We start from the raw sequence: 16,865 nt of genomic DNA, 5'->3' as shown, positions 1-16,865 counted from the left end.
CTGGTAACCGTGCCATAACGGCAGCGCCGGGCCCGCGCCCGACACGCCGGGGAACTCGGCAAGGTTGTGGCACGTTGCGCTCGGGCAGGCCACACTCGACTAGCGGAAGCAGCGACGCAGGTGACGTCGGCAGGCACCATCCGGGAGGTCCCCATGCCCGAACTGCGTGTCGTGGCCGTCTCGAATGACGGCACACGGCTGGTGCTCAAGGCTGCCGACGCGACGGAGTACACCCTTCCGATCGACGAGCGGCTGCGCGCCGCCGTCCGCGGCGACCGCCCCCGGCTCGGCCAGATCGAGATCGAGGTGGAGAGCCACCTCCGCCCCCGGGACATCCAGGCGCGTATAAGAGCCGGTGCCACCGCGGAAGAGGTCGCGCAGCTCGCCGGCATCCCGGTCGACCGCGTCCGCCGCTTCGAGGGACCCGTGCTCGCCGAGCGCGCCTTCATGGCCGAGCGTGCCCGCAAGACCCCCGTCCGCCGCCCCGGCGAGAACTCCGGCCCCCTGCTCGGCGAGACCGTGCAGGAACGGCTGTTGCTGCGGGGCGCCGATAAGGACACCGTGCAGTGGGACTCCTGGCGCCGCGACGACGGCACCTGGGAAGTGCTGCTCGTCTATCTGGTCGCGGGTGAACCGCACTCGGCGAGCTGGACCTACGACCCGCCCCGGCGGCTCGTGCAGGCGGTCGACGACGAGGCGCGCTCGCTGATCGGCGAGTCCGACGACCTCGCGGTGGCGGAGCCCAGCTTCCCGTTCGTCCCGCGCATCGCCCGGCTGCCGCGCGACCGGACCATGGACCGCGCCCTCGACCGGGGTGATCGCGAGCGGCCGGGTCTGCCCGCGCAGCCGTCCGAGCCCGCCGAGGAGAGCGCGGGCGAACGCGACTCCCTGACCAGCCTGTTGGAGGCCGTGCCGAGCTTCCGGGGCGATCTGGTGGTGCCCGAGCCGCCGCCGGAGCCCGAGGAGGAGGCGGCCGAGGAGGTCATGGAGGAAGAGCCCCCGGCGTCCGCGGCGTCGGCCGGTTCCGCCTACGCGGACGTGCTCATGCCCCGCGCGGTTTCCAGCCACCGCGACCGGCTGACCGGCGCGACGGACCGTCAGGCCGAGGCCGACGGGGTGCGCCCCGGCCGCCGGGCCGCGGTGCCGAGCTGGGACGAGATCGTGTTCGGCACCCGGCGCAAGAAGCAGGAGTAGCCGCGAGGTGAGGGGTGGAGTGCGCAGGCGCTCCACCCCTCACCTCGTCAGCGCGGGTCCGGGCCCACCGCGACCGGGCGGGAGGGGTCGGCCGACCACTCCGACCACGAACCCACGTACAGCGCGGCCGGGATGCCCGCGACCGCCAGTGCCAGCACCTCGTGGGCGGCGGAGACGCCGGAGCCGCAGTAGACCCCGACCGGCGCGTCACCGGTGACGCCCAGCGCCTTGAAGCGGTCGCGCAGGTCGGCGGCGGACAGGAAGCGGCCGTCGGGACCCACGTTCTCCGCCGTCGGCGCCGACAGCGCGCCCGGGATGTGCCCGCCGACCCGGTCGATGGGTTCCACCTCGCCCCGGTACCGCTCCCCCGCGCGGGCGTCGAGCAGGACGCCCGAGCCCGCGAGTCCGGCCGCGCTGTCGGCGTCGAGCACCCCGGCCGGCTCCGGCAGCGGCGCGAAGTCGCCCTCGGCCGGGGCGGGCACCTCGGTGGACAGCGGGCCCTCCCACGCCGTCAACCCGCCGTCGAGCACCCTCACGTTCGGGTGACCCGTCGCGTGCAGCAGCCACCACGCCCGGGCGGCCGCCCAGCCCTGGCCGCCGTCGTACACGACGACCGGGGTGCCCGCGGACACGCCCGCGCGGCGCATGGCGGCGCCGAACTCCGCGATGTCCGGCAGGGGGTGACGGCCGCGCGGGCCCGGAGCCGACGCCAGTTCCCTGTTCAGGTCGACGAAGACCGCGCCGGGAAGGTGTCCGGCCTCGTACGCGCGGCGGGCGTCGAAGGCGGGGGCGCCCGGCGCGCTCAGCTGCCAGCGCAGGTCCAGCAGCGTCGGCGGGGTCGGTCCGGCCAGATCCCGGGCGAGTTCGGAGGCGGTGATGGTGACAGTCATGACGCCATCCTCGCGCACGGTCCGGCCGCCACGCCCGGGTACGGCTGTCCCGCTCGGCCGGACGGACCCGATCACACGGCGTACGGTATCGGGCACACAGTGTGCGTTCGGCGGCGCTCGCCGGTCATCGCCCGCGGGGCGGACGGCGGCCGACCGGACCTTCCGCCACCACCGCGTGTCACCCCGTACCGGAGGCGGCACGGGCACGCGGGCGCCGGCTACCGGCCCCGCCCGCGGCGAGCGGATGCGACACGGCCCCCATGAGGGACCGGAGAGGGAGTGATCGATGACCGAGGCACCGGAGTCGGCAGACCCACGAGCGCCGCACGCACCCGGCACGCCGTGCTGGGTGAGCCTGATGACACCGGCGGCGGCCGCCGCCGAGGAGTTCTACCGGACCCTGTTCGGCTGGGAGTTCCGGGCCGGCCCGCTGGGCCGCCCGGTGCGGGCGTCGCTGCACGGGCGGGAGGTGGCGGTCATCGGCCAACTGCCGCCGGACGCGGGCCTGTCGGCGGCCTGGACGCCCTACCTCGCCTCGGACGACGTGGACCTCACGGCCGAGCGGGTACGGATGTCGGGCGGCACGGTCGCGGTGGGCCCGCTGGACGCGGGCGGGAACGGCCGGGTGGCCATCGCCGCCGACCCGCTGGGAGCGGTCTTCGGTTTCTGCACCGCCTGGGCGCACCCGGCCCCGGCGCGCGGCGGCGGACCGGGTCTGCCCGCGTGGACCGAGCTGCGGACCATGTCGGCGGTGCGCGTGACGACGTTCTACGCGCGGGTGTTCGGCTACGAGGCCGAGCCCCCCTCGGCGCCGGACCACATCACCCTGCGCAGCGGCGGCCGCCCGGTGGTGGCGCTGCACGGCATGGGCCCGGACCTCCCGCGCGCCCTGGGCGCGCACTGGATGCCCCACTTCGAGGTGACGGACACCGACACCACCGTCCGGCAGGTGCTGGACCTCGGTGGCCGCCTGCTGGAACCGGTCCACGACACCCCGTACGGCAGGGTGGCCACGGTGGCGGACCCGCACGGGGCCCGGCTCGGCGTGGTGCGCAGGCCCGGGACGCTGCCCCGGCCCCGGAGGTGAGTCAGCCCGAGGTCACCGGCAGCACGTCCGGGGACAGCGCGCCGGCCTGGGTGGCGGCGGCGGTCATCCGGCGGCGGTGGTGGCGGCGGCACAGGACCTCGTAGCCGATGGCCGTGGCGGGGCGGTTCACGTCGCCGATCACCACCTGCTCGCCCTCCACGACCATCTCGCCGCCGACCGTGCGGGCGTTGTGGGTGGCGCGGGCTCCGCACCAGCACATCGCCTCGACCTGGAGCGTCTCTATCCGGTCCGCGAGTTCGATCAGGCGCTGGGAGCCGGGGAAGAGCTTGGTGCGGAAGTCGGTGGTGATGCCGAAGGCGAAGACGTCGAGGTCCAGGTCGTCCACGACGCGGGCCAGCTGGTCGATCTGCTCGGGCCCGAGGAACTGGGCCTCGTCCACGATCACGTAGTCGACCTTGCCGCCGCGCGACATCAGGGCCACGACATGGCCGTACAGGTCCATGCCCGGCATCGCCTCGACGGCGTCCGTGACCAGGCCGAGGCGGGAGGACAGCTTGCCCTCGCCCGCCCGGTCGTCCCGCGTGAAGATCAGGCCCTGGAGTCCTCGCGCCGAGCGGTTGTGCTCGATCTGCAGAGCCAGGGTCGACTTCCCGCAGTCCATGGTTCCGGAGAAGAACACCAGCTCGGGCATGAGGGGTTGAGCACCTTTCGGCGAGTTGACGGTGGGGGGAGGGTCAGGAGCGGACTTCGAGGAGGGGGACGTGCTGCTCGGCGGGGGTCATCGAGCCGTGGTTGCCGACCATCAGCGACTCCTTGGGCTCCCGCTCGGAGGCCGTGATCAGCACGTCGTCGTGGGCGGCCGCGACGACGTCGCCGATCCTCGGGTACACGCGCTCGTCGACGTGCGGCCCGAACCAGCCCGCCTGAACGGCCTCGTCGCGGGAGGCGATCCAGAAGCGGTCGCCGAGGACCTCGCGCCAGCAGGTGAGCACGTCGTTCGCGGCGCCGGGCACCGCGTAGACGTGCCGGGCACGGCCTTCGCCGCCGAGGAGGGAGACGCCGGCGCGCAGCTCCCAGTCCTCGTCGAAGTCGATCCGGTGCTCCTCGTCGAAGGGGATGTCGACCATGCCGTGGTCGGCGGTGACGTAGAGCGCGCTGCGCGGCGGGAGCTGCTCGGCCAGCCGCTGGGCGAGCCGGTCGACGTACATGAGCTGGCCGCGCCAGGTGTCGGAGCCGATGCCGTAGCGGTGTCCGGCGCCGTCGAGTTCGGCGTAGTACGTGTAGACCAGCGAGCGGTCCCCGGCGGCGAGCTGGGCGGCGGCGCGGTCCATGCGCTCGTCGCCGGCGAGGCTGCCGACGAAGGTGCCGCCGCTGAGCGCGACCTGGGTGAGCGGGGTGTTCTGGAAGTGCGGCGCCGACACCTGCGCGGTGTGCACACCGGCCCGGTCGGCCAGCTCGAACACGGTCGGGTACGGCTGCCAGGCCCGCGGCGGGGTCCAGGGCTGCCAGCGGAGCTGGTTCATCAGCTGCCCGGTCGCGGGGTCGCGCACGGTGTAGCCGGGCAGGCCGTGCGCGCCGGGCGGCAGGCCGGTGCCGACGGAGCCGAGGGAGGTCGCGGTGGTCGCCGGGTAACCGGCGGTGAGCGGGCGGCCGGTGCCGCCGCGCGAGCTGCCGAGCAGCGAGTTCAGGAACGGCGCCTCGTCGGGGTGGGCGCGCAGCAGGTCCCAGCCGAGGCCGTCGACGAGGAAGACGCAGACCCGGTCGGCCGGGGTCAGCTCGGTGATGGCCGGGGTCATGCCGGGGACGCCGAGACCGGCGGCCAGGGTGGGCAGCAGGTCGGCGAGGGAGCCGCTGCCGTACTCGGGCAACGGCGCGGTGTCCAGGGCGAGGGGCTCCAGGGCGTCCCAGGGCGAGGGGTGGGACATCAGCGCGTGACGTCCGCGGTCGCCTCGGAGATGGCCTGGGCGAAGACGAGCGCCTGGCGCACGGTCTCCGGGCCGTCCCCGGCCTCGCTCACGCGCAGGCTGAGGTCGTCGGCGGTGGAGCTGCCGGTGTAGCCGTGGTCGGCCTCGCAGTTCGGGTCGCCGCAGGCGGCGGGCTCCAGGTCGAGGCGGCTGACCGCGCCCCAGCCGATGGTCAGGACGACCTCGCGGGGCAGCGTGCCCGGCGTGTACTGCTCGGGGTTGGCCACCACCCGGCTGACCACGACGGAGGAGATCCGGCCGATCTTCACGGACTCGGTCGACGTGGTGGCGTACGGCGTCGGGGAGGTGCCGTCGGCGGCCTGCTCGTCGGTGTGGCTGACGATGAAGCGGTTGGCGGTGAGGACCAGGACGGTGACATGGCGGCGGACCTCGTTCTGGTCGAACGTGGTCTCCTGGTGGACCAGGTACGACGAGACGGGCTCGCCGCCGACAGCGGCCTCCACCGCCTCGGCCACGAGGGCCGGGTAGTAGCCGCTGCGCTCGATCGCCGCGCGGAGCCCCTGGGTCGTCGTACTGGTCTTGGCCATGGCGTCCATCCTAATCCGTGGGCGGGGGCACTCCGGGCCAGTCGGAGGGACCGGCGGCGCCCTCGGCGCGGTGCCGCGGGATGGACCGGAGGCGGTGCCACCCCGATCAGGAGGTGAACCGCACAGCACCGCTGTATGGAGTTGTACGGCCGCTCGCAGGGGTACGACACCCCGTACAGCAAAACCTCTCCGTCCGGCACAGCGGTAGCTGCTCAGTACGTCGGCAGCGTGCGTGGTCCCAGGTCGTTGCGGGCCGGTGGGGGTGCCAGGCGGATCGTGGCGTCGAGGACGGTGAGGCCGTGCTGGGCGACGACGACCGGTTCCAGGGTGATGGCCACCACCTCGGGGTGGTCGTCGACCAGGCGGGAGACCCGCAGCAGCAGCTCCTCCAGCGCGGGGGTGTCCACGGGGGTGGAGCCGCGCCAGCCGAAGAGGAGGGGGGCGGTGCGGATGGAGCGGATCAGGGAGGTGGCGTCGCGGTCGGTGACGGGGACCAGCCGGTGCGCCATGTCACCGAGGAGCTGGGAGGCGGCCCCGGCCAGCCCGAAGGACAGCACGGCACCGGCCGCCGGGTCGATGACCGACCGTACGACGGTGTCCACGCCCCTGGGTGCCATGGCCTGCACCACCGGGCGCAGTTGCCCGGGCGGCCCGAACAGCTCGGTCAATTCGGCGTACGCCCGCCGCAGTTGCTCCTCGTCGGCGAGGTCGAGCCGGACCCCGCCGAGGTCGGCGCGGTGCCGCAGGTGGGGTGCGGTGGCCTTGAGGGCGACCGGGTAGCCGAGGCAGCGGGCCGCGGAGGCGGCGGCGTCCGGGGTGGGCGCGGGGAGCGCCGGGCGGACGTGGATGCCGTACGTGGCGAGCAGCTCGCGGGTGTCCTCGGGGCCGACGGCCAGCCCTTCGCCGCGCTCCAGCAGCCCGGCGATGATCTCGGCGGCCTTGCGCTCGTCGACGTCGTCGTACTCGGGCACCTTGCCGGGCTCGGCGGCCTCCCGGCGCCACTGCCCGTACCGGACGGCCTCGGCCAGCGCGCGGACGGCGCGCTCGGCGGCGGGGTAGGCCGGGATCAGGCGCGGGGCGTCCTCCTCGGGGGCGTCGTCCGGCACCGGTACGGGCGGCAGTACGGGCGTGCCCGCGTGCGGGTGGGTGCTGGTGGCGGCGGACAGGGCCTCGGCCAGGCCGCCCAGCTCGACATGGACGACCAGCACCGGCTTGCCCGGCACGGCGGCGGCCGCCGAGCGCAGCGCCTCGGCCAGCTCTGCGTCGTCCGGGGAGCCCTCCCCGATGGCGGGGATGGCGGTGACCACGACGGCGTCGCAGGTGTCGTCGGCGAGGGCGTGGGCGAGGGCCCGGTGGAAGTCGGCGGCGGTGGCGCCGGTGGTCAGGTCCAGCGGGCGGGAGGGCCGCAGCCCCTCCGCGAGGCAGCGGTCATAGGTGAGGATGCCGAGGGACTCGGAGTTGCCGAGGATGGTGACGCGCGGGCCGGCCGGGAGGGGCTGGCGGGCCAGCAGCAGCCCGGCGTCGACCAGTTCGGTGATGGTGTCCACGCGGATCACCCCGGCCTGCCGCAGCAGCGCGGACACGGTGGCGTGCGGGAGCTGGGTGGCCCGGACCGCGTGGCCCTGCGGTGCGGAGCCCGCGCCCTGCACCACGACGAGCGGCTTGGCGGCGGCGGTGCGCCGGGCGAGCCGGGTGAACTTGCGGGGGTTGCCGATGGACTCCAGGTACATGAGGACGACGTCGGTGTCGGGGTCGTCGAACCAGTACTGCAGGAGGTCGTTGCCGGAGACGTCGGCTCGGTTGCCGGAGGAGACGAAGGTGGAGATGCCGGTGACCCCGGTGACCCCTCCCCCGCGCCGGTGCAGCCGGGAGAGGAGGGCTATGCCGATGGCGCCGGACTGGGCGAACATCCCGATGCGGCCCGGCCGGGGCATCTCGGGGGCGAGCGAGGCGTTGAGCCGCACGTCCTCGGCGGTGTTGATGACGCCGAAGGCGTTCGGGCCGATGATCCGCATGCCGTAGGCGCGGGCCTGCCGTACCAGGGCCCGCTGCCGTTCCCGTCCCTCGGGGCCGCTCTCGGCGTATCCGGCGGACAGCACGACGAGTCCCTGCACGCCGTGTTCACCGCACTCGGCGACCACACCGGGCACCGCCGCGGCCGGTACGGCGACCACGGCCACGTCCACCGGGCCCTCGATCTCGCGGACCGAGCGGTGGGCGGGGACCCCGTCGACCTCGTGGAGGTCCGCCGGGAAGGCGTTGTTGACGGCGTACAGCGGGCCCGCGTACCCGCCGCTCCCGATGTTGCCGAGGACGCTGCGTCCGACGCCGCCGGGTGCCCGGCCGACGCCGATGACGGCGACGGCGCCGGGGGCCAGCAGCCGCCGCACGGAATGGGCCTCGGCTCGCTGCTCGCGCGCCAACTGCACGGCCATGGAGCGGTCGGTGGGTTCGAGCCCGAACTCCAGCCGGACGACGCCGTCCTCGAAGCTGCGCTTCTGGGTGTACCCGGCGTCCGTGAACACCTTGATCATCTTGTTGTTGGCGGGCAGCACCTCGGCGGCGAAGCGGCGGATGCCGCGTTCGCGGGCGACGGCGGCGATGTGCTCCAGCAGCGCGGAGGCGACACCCCGCCCCTGGTGGGCGTCCTGCACCAGGAAGGCGACCTCGGCCTCGTCGGCGGGGGCGGAGGCCGCCATGCCGTCGGCGCCGATGCGGTCGTAGCGTACGGTGGCGATGAACTCGCCGCCCACGGTGGCGGCGAGCCCCACCCGGTCCACGAAGTCGTGGTGCGTGAAGCGGTGCACGTCCTTGGCGGAGAGCCGGGGGTACGGCGCGAAGAAGCGGTAGTACTTCGACTCGTCGGACACCTGCTCGTAGAAGCTGACGAGACGGTCGGCGTCGTCGGCGGTGATGGGCCGGATGCGCGCGGTCCCGCCGTCGCGCAGCACCACGTCCGCCTCCCAGTGGGCGGGGTACTCGTGCCGGTCCTGCCGGTCCGCCGGGGTCTGCATGGGGCCCAGGGTACGGCTCGCGCCGACGGACGGCGTGAGGCGGTGCGCGGGACACGGAAGTCGGGCCGAGGCCGCGGTCCGACGGCCGGTCCGGAAGGGGCGGAACGCCGCTCCGGACACGTTCACCGGTGTGGGAAACTGGTCTAGACAACCTGAGAGACTGAAGGGCTGCATCACATGGCTGAGCGCCGCGTCAACGTCGGCTGGGCCGAGGGCCTCCACGCCCGCCCCGCTTCCATCTTCGTCCGAGCCGCCACGGCCACAGGCGTCCCGGTCACGATCGCCAAGTCCGGCGGCACCCCCGTCAACGCCGGCTCGATGCTGGCCGTCCTGGGCCTTGGCGCCCAGGGTGGCGAGGAGATCCTCCTCGCCTCCGACGCCGACGGCGCGGAGGCCGCGCTGGACCGCCTGGCCAAGCTGGTCGCCGAGGGCCTGGACGAGCTGCCCGAGACGGTCTGACAGTTCTTCGGCGGAAGCCGCGTCGCCCCGTTCGGGACGGCGCGGCTTCCGCGTTTTCCGGGCCAAGAATTCAGGCATCACGAAAATCACGCCCACGGTGATTCACGGCGCACCGGAAAAGGGCAGCACAATTGCCCGGCAAGCGAATATCCCTCTTTGTATACAGCGTCCGTGTTAATTCCGGAGTCCCGCTGTGTTTACAGCATGTTGCGCGTGCCGGGCGCGGTCGCCGCCCGTGGTGCGCAGCCGGTGCGCGAGGGTCGCGCGCTCGGTGTGCAGCGCCGTGAGCGCCCGCGCGCGCTCGCCGTCACCGCGCGCCACCGCGTCCGCGATGGCGCCGTGCTCCGCCCAGGACTCCGGCGGGCTGACCGGGCCGTCCACGGTGTACATCCAGGCGATCTTGTGGCGGAGCTGGGTGAGCGCCGAGGTCAGCGCGTGGCTGCCGCTCGCCTGGGCGAGCGTCTCGTGGAACCAGCCGTCCAGTGCGCGCAGGTCGTCGCTGTTCCCGAGCCGCGCCCGCTCCTGCCCCAGCCTGACCAGGCCGCGCAGCACCTTCAGATGGGCCTCGGTGCGCCGCTGGGCGGCCCGCGCGGCCCCCAGGGGCTCCAGCAGCAGGCGCATCTCCAGCAGGTCGGCGGCCTCCTGCTCACTGGGCTCGGCCACGCAGGCGCCCGCGTGCCGACGGGTCACGACGAAGCCCTCCGCCTCCAGCGTGCGCAGCGCCTCGCGGACGGGGACGCGGGAGACGCCGTAGCGGCGGGCGAGGACCTCTTCGGTGAGCCGGCTGCCGCGCTCGTGGACCCCGGCGACGATGTCGTCCCGGATCGCCGTGCACACCGAGTGCGCCGGAATACGCATGCCCCACCTCCGCCTTAATCCCCGTGCAACGCCGACGACAGCGCTTCTTCCGTGACTCTATTGCAATGCGACGGAATTTCCGACGGCGGACCGGAATCCATGGCTATTTTTTGGACACCGGCCCGGGGAAAGGGTGCCGGAAACGACGAAAGCCCCGGCCTGGGGGCCGGGGCTTTCGGAGAACTCGGGTCAGACGTTCACGCCGTGCTTGCGGAGGTACGCGACGGGGTCGATGTCGGAGCCGTACTCGGGGCTCGTGCGGGCCTCGAAGTGCAGGTGCGGGCCGGTGACGTTGCCGGTCGCGCCGGACAGGCCGATCCGCTGGCCGGGGACGACCTTCTGGCCCACGCTCACCCCGATGGACGACAGGTGGCCGTACTGGGTGTACACGCCGTCGGCCATCTTGATGACGATCTCGTTGCCGTACGCGCCGCCCCACCCGGTGGAGACCACGGTCCCGGCACCGGCCGCGTGGACCGTCGTGCCGCTGGCGGCGTGGAAGTCGATGCCGGTGTGCGAACCCGACGACCACAGGGTGCCGCCGGACTTGTAGGCGGTGGAGACGTAGGAGCCGGTGACCGGCATGACGAAGGAGTTGAGGCGCTCGCGCTCCGCCTTGCGGGCGGCGCGCTCCTTGGCCTCGCGGGCGCGCTCGGCGGCGGCGCGCTCCGCGGCCTCCTCGGCGGCCTTGCGCTCGGCGGCCGCCTTCTGGGCGGTGGCCTGCGCGGCGATCTCGTCGCCGAGGGTGTCGCTGACGGTGATGACAGGGGTGAGGCCGGAGTCCTCGACGGAGTTGTCCGCGGCGAGTGCCGGGGAGGCCGCCAGGGTGCCGACGACACCGGTGGTGAGGGCCGCCACACCGGCCGCGGCAGCGGTGGTGCGCTTGACCCGGCCGGGCTTGCGGTGCTTCCCGGCGGCGCACATGAACGCCATGAGCTGGCTGGTCCTTTCCTTCCTTCTCGCCTACCGGGTTAGCTGACGGGTTCGGAGCAGGAAGGTCTCCTACGGCCGCCCTCGCTTCACGCGCGGGCGTCCGATTCACCCCAGGGACTGCGGTGGGTCCCCGGCTCCCCCTGCGGGGGACTCGGCGATGGCTGTCCGGTGCCGCGGACGCGGCGCACTGCCTGACGAACAGCCCGGAAGAAGCTAAAGGGGACCGGAGCGGATCTTCAAACGAGTCCGGGCTTTTGTAGCGCATCCCACATGCCAGAGCGGTGACCTCCGTCCCAATCCGGACATTTGCCGACCGGTGTTCGAGGAGAGTCCCGAACACGCGTGTGGGCCCCGACGGCTCATGCGCCGTCAGGGCCCACACGCGTGCGGCATCTCGCGCTACTCGGCGGAGACCACCTTGACCTCGCCGATGCCGAGCGCCTCGACGGGCTCCTTGATCCGGGCGGCGTCGCCGACCAGGACCGTGACCAGCCGGTCGGCCGGGAAGGCGTTGACCACGGCGGCCGTGGCCTCCACGGTGCCGGTGGCGGCGAGCGTGCGGTACAGCTCCGCCTGGAAGTCGTCCGGCAGGTGCTGCTCGACCTGGTCGGCCAGCGTGCCGGCGACGGCCGCGGCCGTCTCGTACTTCAGCGGCGCCACGCCGACGAGGTTCTGCACCGCCACGTCCCGCTCGGCGTCGGTGAGGCCCTCGGCGGCCAGGGTGTGCAGCACCGTCCACAGGTCCGCGAGCGCGGGGCCGGTGTTGGGGGTGTCCACGGAGCCGCTGATGGCGAGCATCGAGGCGCCGGTGCCGTCGGGCGCGGAGCGCAGCACCTGCCCGAAGGAGCGCACGCCGTAGGTGTACCCCTTCTCCTCGCGCAGGACGCGGTCCAGGCGGGAGGTGAGGGTGCCGCCGAGGCAGTACGTGCCGAGCACCTGGGCGGGCCACACCCGGTCGTGCCGGTCGGAGCCGATCCGGCCGATCAGCAGCTGGGTCTGCACGGCGCCGGGCCGGTCCACGATGACCACACGGCCGGTGTCGTCGGCGGTCACCGGCGGCACGGGGCGGGCCTGGCCGGGCGTGCCGGTCCAGGCGCCCAGGGTGTCGGCGAGCAGCGCGTCGAGGTCGATGCCGGTGAGGTCGCCGACGACGACCGCGGTGGCGGTGGCGGGCCGCACGTGGCGGTCGTAGAAGCCGCGCACGGCGGCGGCGTCGATCTTCTCGACGGTCTCCTCGGTGCCCTGGCGCGGCCGGGACATGCGCGCGGAGGCCGGGAACAGCTCCTTGGCCAGCTCCTTGGCCGCGCGCCGGGCCGGGCTGGCCAGCTCGTGCGGGATCTCGTCCAGGCGGTTGCGGACCAGGCGCTCGATCTCGCTCTCCGCGAAGGCGGGGGCGCGCAGGGCGTCCGCGAGCAGGTTGAGGCCCTTCTCCAGGCGGGAGGCGGGCACCTCCAGGCTGAGCCGGACGCCGGGGTGGTCGGCGTGCGCGTCCAGCGTGGCGCCGGCGCGCTCCAGCTCGGCGGCGAACTCCTCGGCGGAGTCCTTGTCGGTGCCCTCGGAGAAGGCGCGCGCCATGAGGGTGGCGACGCCGTCGAGACCGGCCGGTTCGGCGTCCAGCGGGGCGTCGAGCAGGACCTCGACGGCGACGACCTGCTGGCCGGGGCGGTGGCAGCGCAGCACGGTCAGGCCGTTGTCCAGCGTGGCGCGCTCGGGGGCCGGGAAGGCCCACGGCTTGGCCTCGCCCGCCTGCGGCTGGGGGTGGAACTCCATGGGGGCGAGCTCGGTCACTTGGCCGTCTCCTCGTCGTCGTTGCCGGCCTCTACGGTGGCCTCGTGCTCCGGGTCGTCGGGCAGGTCGATGTCCTCGACCGCCTCCGGGGACTTGGGTTCGTAGACGAGCACCGCGCGGTTGTCCGGGCGCAGGCGGGCCGCCGCGACCTCGCGGACCTCCTCCGGGGTCACCTCCAGGACGCGCTGCACCGCGGTCAGGGCGAGCTGCGGGTCGCCGAACAGGACGGCGTACCGGCACAGTTCGTCGGCGCGGCCCGCGACCGTGCCGAGCCGGTCCAGCCACTCGCGCTCCAACTGGGCCTGCGCGCGCTCCATCTCCTCGGGGGTGGGGCCCTCCTCGGCGAAGCGGGCCAGCTCCTCGTCGATGGCGGCCTCGATGACCGGGACCTCGACGTCGCCGGAGGTCTTCACGTCCAGCCAGCCGAGCGAGGGCGCGCCGGCGAGGCGGAGCAGCCCGAAGCCGGCGGCGACGGCCGTACGGTCGCGGCGCACCAGGCGGTTGTAGATGCGGGAGGACTCGCCGCCGCCGAGGACGGTGAGGGCGAGGTCGGCCGCGTCGGACGCGCGCGTGCCGTCCTCCGGGAGCCGGTAGGCGGCCATCAGGGCGCGCGCCGGGACCTCCTCGACGACGACCTCGCGCAGTTCGTCGCCGATGACCTCGGGCAGCGAGCCGTCGCGCGGGGCGGACTTGCCGTCGTGGCCGGGGATGGAGCCGAAGTACTTCTCGATCCAGGCCAGCGTCTGCTCGGGGTCGATGTCGCCGACCACGGAGAGCACCGCGTTGTTGGGCGCGTAGTAGGTGCGGAAGAACGCGCGGGCGTCCTCCAGCGTGGCCGCGTCCAGGTCGGCCATGGAGCCGATCGGGGTGTGGTGGTAGGGGTGGCCCTCGGGGTAGACCATGGCGGTCAGCTTCTCGAAGGCGGTGCCGTAGGGGACGTTGTCGTAGCGCTGGCGGCGCTCGTTCTTGACGACGTCGCGCTGGTTCTCCATCGACTCGTCGTCCAGCGCGGCCAGCAGGGAGCCCATGCGGTCGGCCTCGAGCCACAGGGCGAGTTCGAGCTGGTGGGCGGGCATCGTCTCGAAGTAGTTGGTGCGTTCGAAGCTGGTGGTGCCGTTCAGCGAGCCGCCGGCGCCCTGGACCAGCTCGAAGTGGCCGTTGCCCTTGACCTGCCCGGAGCCCTGGAACATCAGGTGCTCGAAGAGGTGCGCGAGACCGGTGCGGCCCGCGACCTCGTGCCGGGAGCCGACGTCGTACCAGAGGCATACCGCGGCCACCGGGGTCAGGTGGTCCTCGGAGAGCACCACGCGCAGACCGTTGGCCAGGCGGTGCTCGGTCGCTGTCAGGCCCCCGGAGCCTGCCTGGGCGGTGGTCGTGTGACCCATGGGCATGTACGTCCCTTCGCAAGCGGAGGCGGTCGAAAGAAACCGCTGTTTTCCTGCCGTTCCTGCCACTGTATGCAAAGCGTGCGAGGGCCCGGCGGAGTTCCCGGCCGACGTACGCCCACAGCGGATCGACTAGCCTGCGTCAGGCGTGCTCATGGCGAGCGCGGTCCCCGGCCGGCGTACGGCGGCGGAACGCATGGCCGCCGAGCACGGGGCGGACCCGCGCGGACACGGGTCGCGGCCCGTGTTGTCAGTGCCCCGGTCCACAATGGTCCGCGTCCGATCCGTCCCGATCTTGAGCAAGGAGCCGGCAGCGATGGCCCGCCGCAGCACGAAGACCCCGCCGCCCGACGACGCGTACGAGGAGAAGATCCTCGACATCGACGTCGTGGACGAGATGCGTGGCTCCTACCTCGAATACGCGTACTCGGTCATCTACTCGCGCGCCCTGCCGGACGCCCGTGACGGCCTGAAGCCGGTGCACCGCCGCATCGTCTACCAGATGAACGAGATGGGCCTGCGCCCCGAGCGCGCCTACGTGAAGTGCGCGCGCGTGGTCGGCGAGGTCATGGGCAAGCTCCACCCGCACGGCGACGCGTCCATCTACGACGCGCTGGTGCGCATGGCGCAGCCCTTCTCGATGCGCGTGCCGCTGGTCGACGGACACGGCAACTTCGGCTCGCTGGGCAACGACGACCCGCCGGCCGCGATGCGGTACACCGAGTGCCGGATGGCCGCGGCCGCGAGCCTGATGACGGAGTCCATCGACGAGGACACCGTCGACTTCGCGCCGAACTACGACGGCCAGGAGAAGGAACCGGTCGCGCTGCCCGCCGCGTTCCCGAACCTGCTGGTCAACGGCTCCTCCGGCATCGCGGTCGGCATGGCGACGAACATGCCGCCGCACAACCTGCGCGAGGTCATCGCGGCCGCCCGCCACCTGATCAAGCACCCGAACGCGGACCTGGACGCCCTGATGCGGCACGTCCCGGGCCCCGACCTGCCCACCGGCGGCCGCATCGTCGGCCTGGACGGCATCCGGGACGCGTACGCGAACGGCCGGGGCTCCTTCAAGATGCGCGCCACGGTCGCCATCGAGGCGGTGACCGCCCGCCGCAAGGGCCTGGTCGTCACCGAACTGCCCTTCGCGGTCGGCCCGGAGAAGGTCATCGCGAAGATCAAGGACCTGGTCAACGCGAAGAAGGTCCAGGGCATCGCGGACGTCAAGGACCTCACCGACCGCGAGCACGGCCTGCGCCTGGTCATCGAGATCAAGAACGGCTTCGTGCCCGAGGCGATCCTGGAGCAGCTCTACAAGCTGACGCCCATGGAGGAGTCCTTCGGAATCAACAACGTGGCGCTGGTGGACGGCCAGCCGCTCACGCTGGGCCTGAAGGAGCTGCTGGAGGTCTACCTCGACCACCGCTTCGAGGTCGTGCGCCGGCGCAGCGAGTTCCGCCGGACCAAGCGCCGCGACCGGCTCCACCTGGTCGAGGGCCTGCTGACCGCGCTGGTCGACATCGACGAGGTCATCCGGGTCATCCGGTCCAGCGAGAACTCCGCGCAGGCCAAGGAGCGCCTGATGGAGCGCTACGGCCTGAGCGACATCCAGACGCAGTACATCCTCGACACCCCGCTGCGCCGCCTCACCAAGTACGACCGGATCGAGCTGGAGGCGGAGAAGGACCGGCTGGAGAAGGAGATCGAGGAGCTGACCCGCATCCTGGAGTCGGACGCGGAGCTGCGCAAGCTGGTCTCGACCGAACTGGCCGCCGTGGCCAAGCAGTTCGGCTCCGACCGGCGCACTGTCCTGCTGGAGTCCGCGGCCTCCCAGGTGGCCACGGTGCCGCTCCAGGTCGCCGACGACCCGTGCCGGGTGCTGCTGTCCTCGACGGCCCTGCTGGCCCGTACGAGCGGGGGCGAGCCGATGCCGCAGGACGGCGGGCGGGTCAAGCACGACGTGATCGTCTCCTCGGTCCCGGCGACCGCGCGCGGCGAGATCGGCGCGGTGACCTCCGCCGGCCGGCTGCTGCGCGTCAACGTGGTCGACCTGCCCCAGCTGCCGGACACCGCGAGCGCGCCCAACCTCTCCGGAGGGGCACCGCTGGCGGAGTTCGTGTCCCTGGAGGACGACGAGACGGTGGTCTGCCTGACCACACTGGACGAGTCCTCGCCCGGCCTGGCGATCGGTACCGAACAGGGCGTGGTCAAGCGCGTGCTGCCCGACTACCCGTCCAACAAGGACGAGTTGGAGGTCATCACCCTCAAGGAGGGCGACCGGATCGTCGGCGCGGTGGAACTGCGCACCGGCGAGGAGGACCTGGTGTTCATCACCGACGACGCCCAGCTGCTGCGCTACCAGGCGGGCCAGGTGCGCCAGCAGGGCCGCCCGGCGGGCGGAGTGGCGGGCATCAAGCTCGGCGAGGGCGCGAAGGTGATCTCGTTCACGGCGGTCGATCCGGCCGCCGACGCGGTGGTGTTCACGGTGGCGGGCTCGCGCGGCACGCTGGACGACTCGGTGCAGACCACGGCCAAGCTGACCCCGTTCGACCAGTATCCGCGCAAGGGCCGGGCCACCGGCGGTGTGCGCTGCCAGCGCTTCCTGAAGGGCGAGGACTGCCTGGCCCTGGCCTGGGCGGGCCCCGTCCCGGCCCGGGCGGCGCAGAAGACCGGTCTGCCGGTCGAGCTGCCGGAGCTGGACCCGCGCCGGGACGGCTCGGGCACCTCGCTGCAGAAGACGGTGTCGGTGGTGGCGGGGCCGGTGCTCTAGCGGGTTCGGGTTGT

The 16,865-nt window shown here is 73.3% G+C and carries 13 protein-coding genes and 1 riboswitch; of the genes, 4 read left to right on the top strand and 9 right to left on the bottom strand.

Features of this window, described 5'->3' with window-relative positions; all coding sequences use genetic code 11:
- The first annotated feature begins 153 nt into the window (after positions 1–153).
- The gene (gene sepH, locus ABZ898_RS14290) at positions 154–1,194 is read left to right on the top strand and encodes a septation protein SepH (protein ID WP_361657352.1); all 1,041 of its coding nucleotides are present in this window, start codon (positions 154–156) and stop codon (positions 1,192–1,194) included.
- Positions 1,195–1,241: 47 nt separating this feature from the next.
- On the opposite strand, the gene ABZ898_RS14285 is transcribed toward sepH, so the two are convergent.
- Complete coding sequence (locus ABZ898_RS14285; protein WP_361657349.1) at positions 1,242–2,084, bottom strand: sulfurtransferase; 843 nt, start codon at positions 2,082–2,084, stop codon at positions 1,242–1,244.
- A 286-nt stretch (positions 2,085–2,370) separates the two neighbouring features.
- On the opposite strand from ABZ898_RS14285, the gene ABZ898_RS14280 reads away from it, so the two are divergent.
- The gene (locus ABZ898_RS14280) at positions 2,371–3,171 is read left to right on the top strand and encodes a VOC family protein (protein ID WP_361657346.1); all 801 of its coding nucleotides are present in this window, start codon (positions 2,371–2,373) and stop codon (positions 3,169–3,171) included.
- A 1-nt stretch (position 3,172) separates the two neighbouring features.
- Here ABZ898_RS14280 and ABZ898_RS14275 read toward each other — a convergent pair whose 3' ends face one another.
- The 4 genes from ABZ898_RS14275 to ABZ898_RS14260 all read right to left on the bottom strand — a co-directional run bounded on the left by ABZ898_RS14275 (position 3,173) and on the right by ABZ898_RS14260 (position 8,658).
- A complete protein-coding gene (locus ABZ898_RS14275; RefSeq protein WP_361657343.1) occupies positions 3,173–3,823 on the bottom strand; it encodes a thymidine kinase in 651 nt (216 codons plus the stop codon).
- 43 nt (positions 3,824–3,866) lie between these two features.
- Complete coding sequence (locus ABZ898_RS14270; RefSeq protein WP_361657340.1) at positions 3,867–5,057, bottom strand: nucleotide pyrophosphatase/phosphodiesterase family protein; 1,191 nt, start codon at positions 5,055–5,057, stop codon at positions 3,867–3,869.
- Entirely contained in the window at positions 5,057–5,644 is a 588-nt protein-coding gene (locus ABZ898_RS14265) for a DUF5998 family protein (RefSeq protein WP_361657337.1), read from the bottom strand. The genes ABZ898_RS14270 and ABZ898_RS14265 overlap by 1 nt, the downstream gene beginning before the upstream one ends.
- A gap of 212 nt (positions 5,645–5,856) precedes the next feature.
- Complete coding sequence (locus ABZ898_RS14260) at positions 5,857–8,658, bottom strand: GNAT family N-acetyltransferase (RefSeq protein WP_361657334.1); 2,802 nt, start codon at positions 8,656–8,658, stop codon at positions 5,857–5,859.
- A gap of 177 nt (positions 8,659–8,835) precedes the next feature.
- Here ABZ898_RS14260 and ABZ898_RS14255 point away from each other — a divergent pair, with 177 nt between their 5' ends.
- Entirely contained in the window at positions 8,836–9,117 is a 282-nt protein-coding gene (locus ABZ898_RS14255) for an HPr family phosphocarrier protein (RefSeq protein ID WP_361657331.1), read from the top strand.
- 174 nt (positions 9,118–9,291) lie between these two features.
- Here the strand turns inward: ABZ898_RS14255 and ABZ898_RS14250 are convergent, their stop codons facing one another.
- The 4 genes from ABZ898_RS14250 to ABZ898_RS14235 all read right to left on the bottom strand — a co-directional run bounded on the left by ABZ898_RS14250 (position 9,292) and on the right by ABZ898_RS14235 (position 14,087).
- Positions 9,292–9,975, bottom strand: coding sequence for a GntR family transcriptional regulator (locus ABZ898_RS14250; RefSeq protein ID WP_361657328.1), 684 nt, complete (start codon positions 9,973–9,975; stop codon positions 9,292–9,294).
- A 189-nt stretch (positions 9,976–10,164) separates the two neighbouring features.
- Positions 10,165–10,908 carry a M23 family metallopeptidase gene (locus tag ABZ898_RS14245; protein ID WP_361657325.1) on the bottom strand — a complete coding sequence of 248 codons (744 nt, stop codon included), beginning with the start codon at positions 10,906–10,908 and terminating at the stop codon, positions 10,165–10,167.
- A gap of 13 nt (positions 10,909–10,921) precedes the next feature.
- Positions 10,922–11,075: riboswitch (cyclic di-AMP (ydaO/yuaA leader) on the bottom strand.
- Between the two features lie 232 nt (positions 11,076–11,307).
- Positions 11,308–12,696 carry a pitrilysin family protein gene (locus ABZ898_RS14240; RefSeq protein ID WP_361657322.1) on the bottom strand — a complete coding sequence of 463 codons (1,389 nt, stop codon included), beginning with the start codon at positions 12,694–12,696 and terminating at the stop codon, positions 11,308–11,310.
- The gene (locus ABZ898_RS14235) at positions 12,693–14,087 is read right to left on the bottom strand and encodes a pitrilysin family protein (RefSeq protein WP_361657319.1); all 1,395 of its coding nucleotides are present in this window, start codon (positions 14,085–14,087) and stop codon (positions 12,693–12,695) included. Before ABZ898_RS14235 ends, ABZ898_RS14240 begins: the two co-directional genes overlap by 4 nt.
- A gap of 310 nt (positions 14,088–14,397) precedes the next feature.
- Here ABZ898_RS14235 and ABZ898_RS14230 point away from each other — a divergent pair, with 310 nt between their 5' ends.
- Positions 14,398–16,851, top strand: a complete 2,454-nt coding sequence (locus tag ABZ898_RS14230; protein WP_361657316.1) for a DNA topoisomerase IV subunit A — start codon at positions 14,398–14,400, stop codon at positions 16,849–16,851.
- The last annotated feature ends 14 nt before the right edge of the window (positions 16,852–16,865 follow it).

It is taken from the genome of Streptomyces sp. NPDC046860 (assembly GCF_040645115.1).
Taxonomy (GTDB): Bacteria; Actinomycetota; Actinomycetes; order Streptomycetales; family Streptomycetaceae; genus Streptomyces.
This window is presented reverse-complemented; position numbering and strand designations above follow the sequence as displayed.

Bases quoted from the DNA above. Each gene is read 5' to 3' on its own strand.
- sepH (WP_361657352.1), top strand. From the start codon at position 154: ATGCCCGAACTGCGTGTCGTGGCCGTCTCGAATGACGGCACACGGCTG.
- ABZ898_RS14285 (WP_361657349.1), bottom strand. From the start codon at position 2,084: ATGACTGTCACCATCACCGCCTCCGAACTCGCCCGGGATCTGGCCGGA.
- ABZ898_RS14280 (WP_361657346.1), top strand. From the start codon at position 2,371: ATGACCGAGGCACCGGAGTCGGCAGACCCACGAGCGCCGCACGCACCC.
- ABZ898_RS14275 (WP_361657343.1), bottom strand. From the start codon at position 3,823: ATGCCCGAGCTGGTGTTCTTCTCCGGAACCATGGACTGCGGGAAGTCG.
- ABZ898_RS14270 (WP_361657340.1), bottom strand. From the start codon at position 5,057: ATGTCCCACCCCTCGCCCTGGGACGCCCTGGAGCCCCTCGCCCTGGAC.
- ABZ898_RS14265 (WP_361657337.1), bottom strand. From the start codon at position 5,644: ATGGCCAAGACCAGTACGACGACCCAGGGGCTCCGCGCGGCGATCGAG.
- ABZ898_RS14260 (WP_361657334.1), bottom strand. From the start codon at position 8,658: ATGCAGACCCCGGCGGACCGGCAGGACCGGCACGAGTACCCCGCCCAC.
- ABZ898_RS14255 (WP_361657331.1), top strand. From the start codon at position 8,836: ATGGCTGAGCGCCGCGTCAACGTCGGCTGGGCCGAGGGCCTCCACGCC.
- ABZ898_RS14250 (WP_361657328.1), bottom strand. From the start codon at position 9,975: ATGCGTATTCCGGCGCACTCGGTGTGCACGGCGATCCGGGACGACATC.
- ABZ898_RS14245 (WP_361657325.1), bottom strand. From the start codon at position 10,908: ATGGCGTTCATGTGCGCCGCCGGGAAGCACCGCAAGCCCGGCCGGGTC.
- ABZ898_RS14235 (WP_361657319.1), bottom strand. From the start codon at position 14,087: ATGCCCATGGGTCACACGACCACCGCCCAGGCAGGCTCCGGGGGCCTG.
- ABZ898_RS14230 (WP_361657316.1), top strand. From the start codon at position 14,398: ATGGCCCGCCGCAGCACGAAGACCCCGCCGCCCGACGACGCGTACGAG.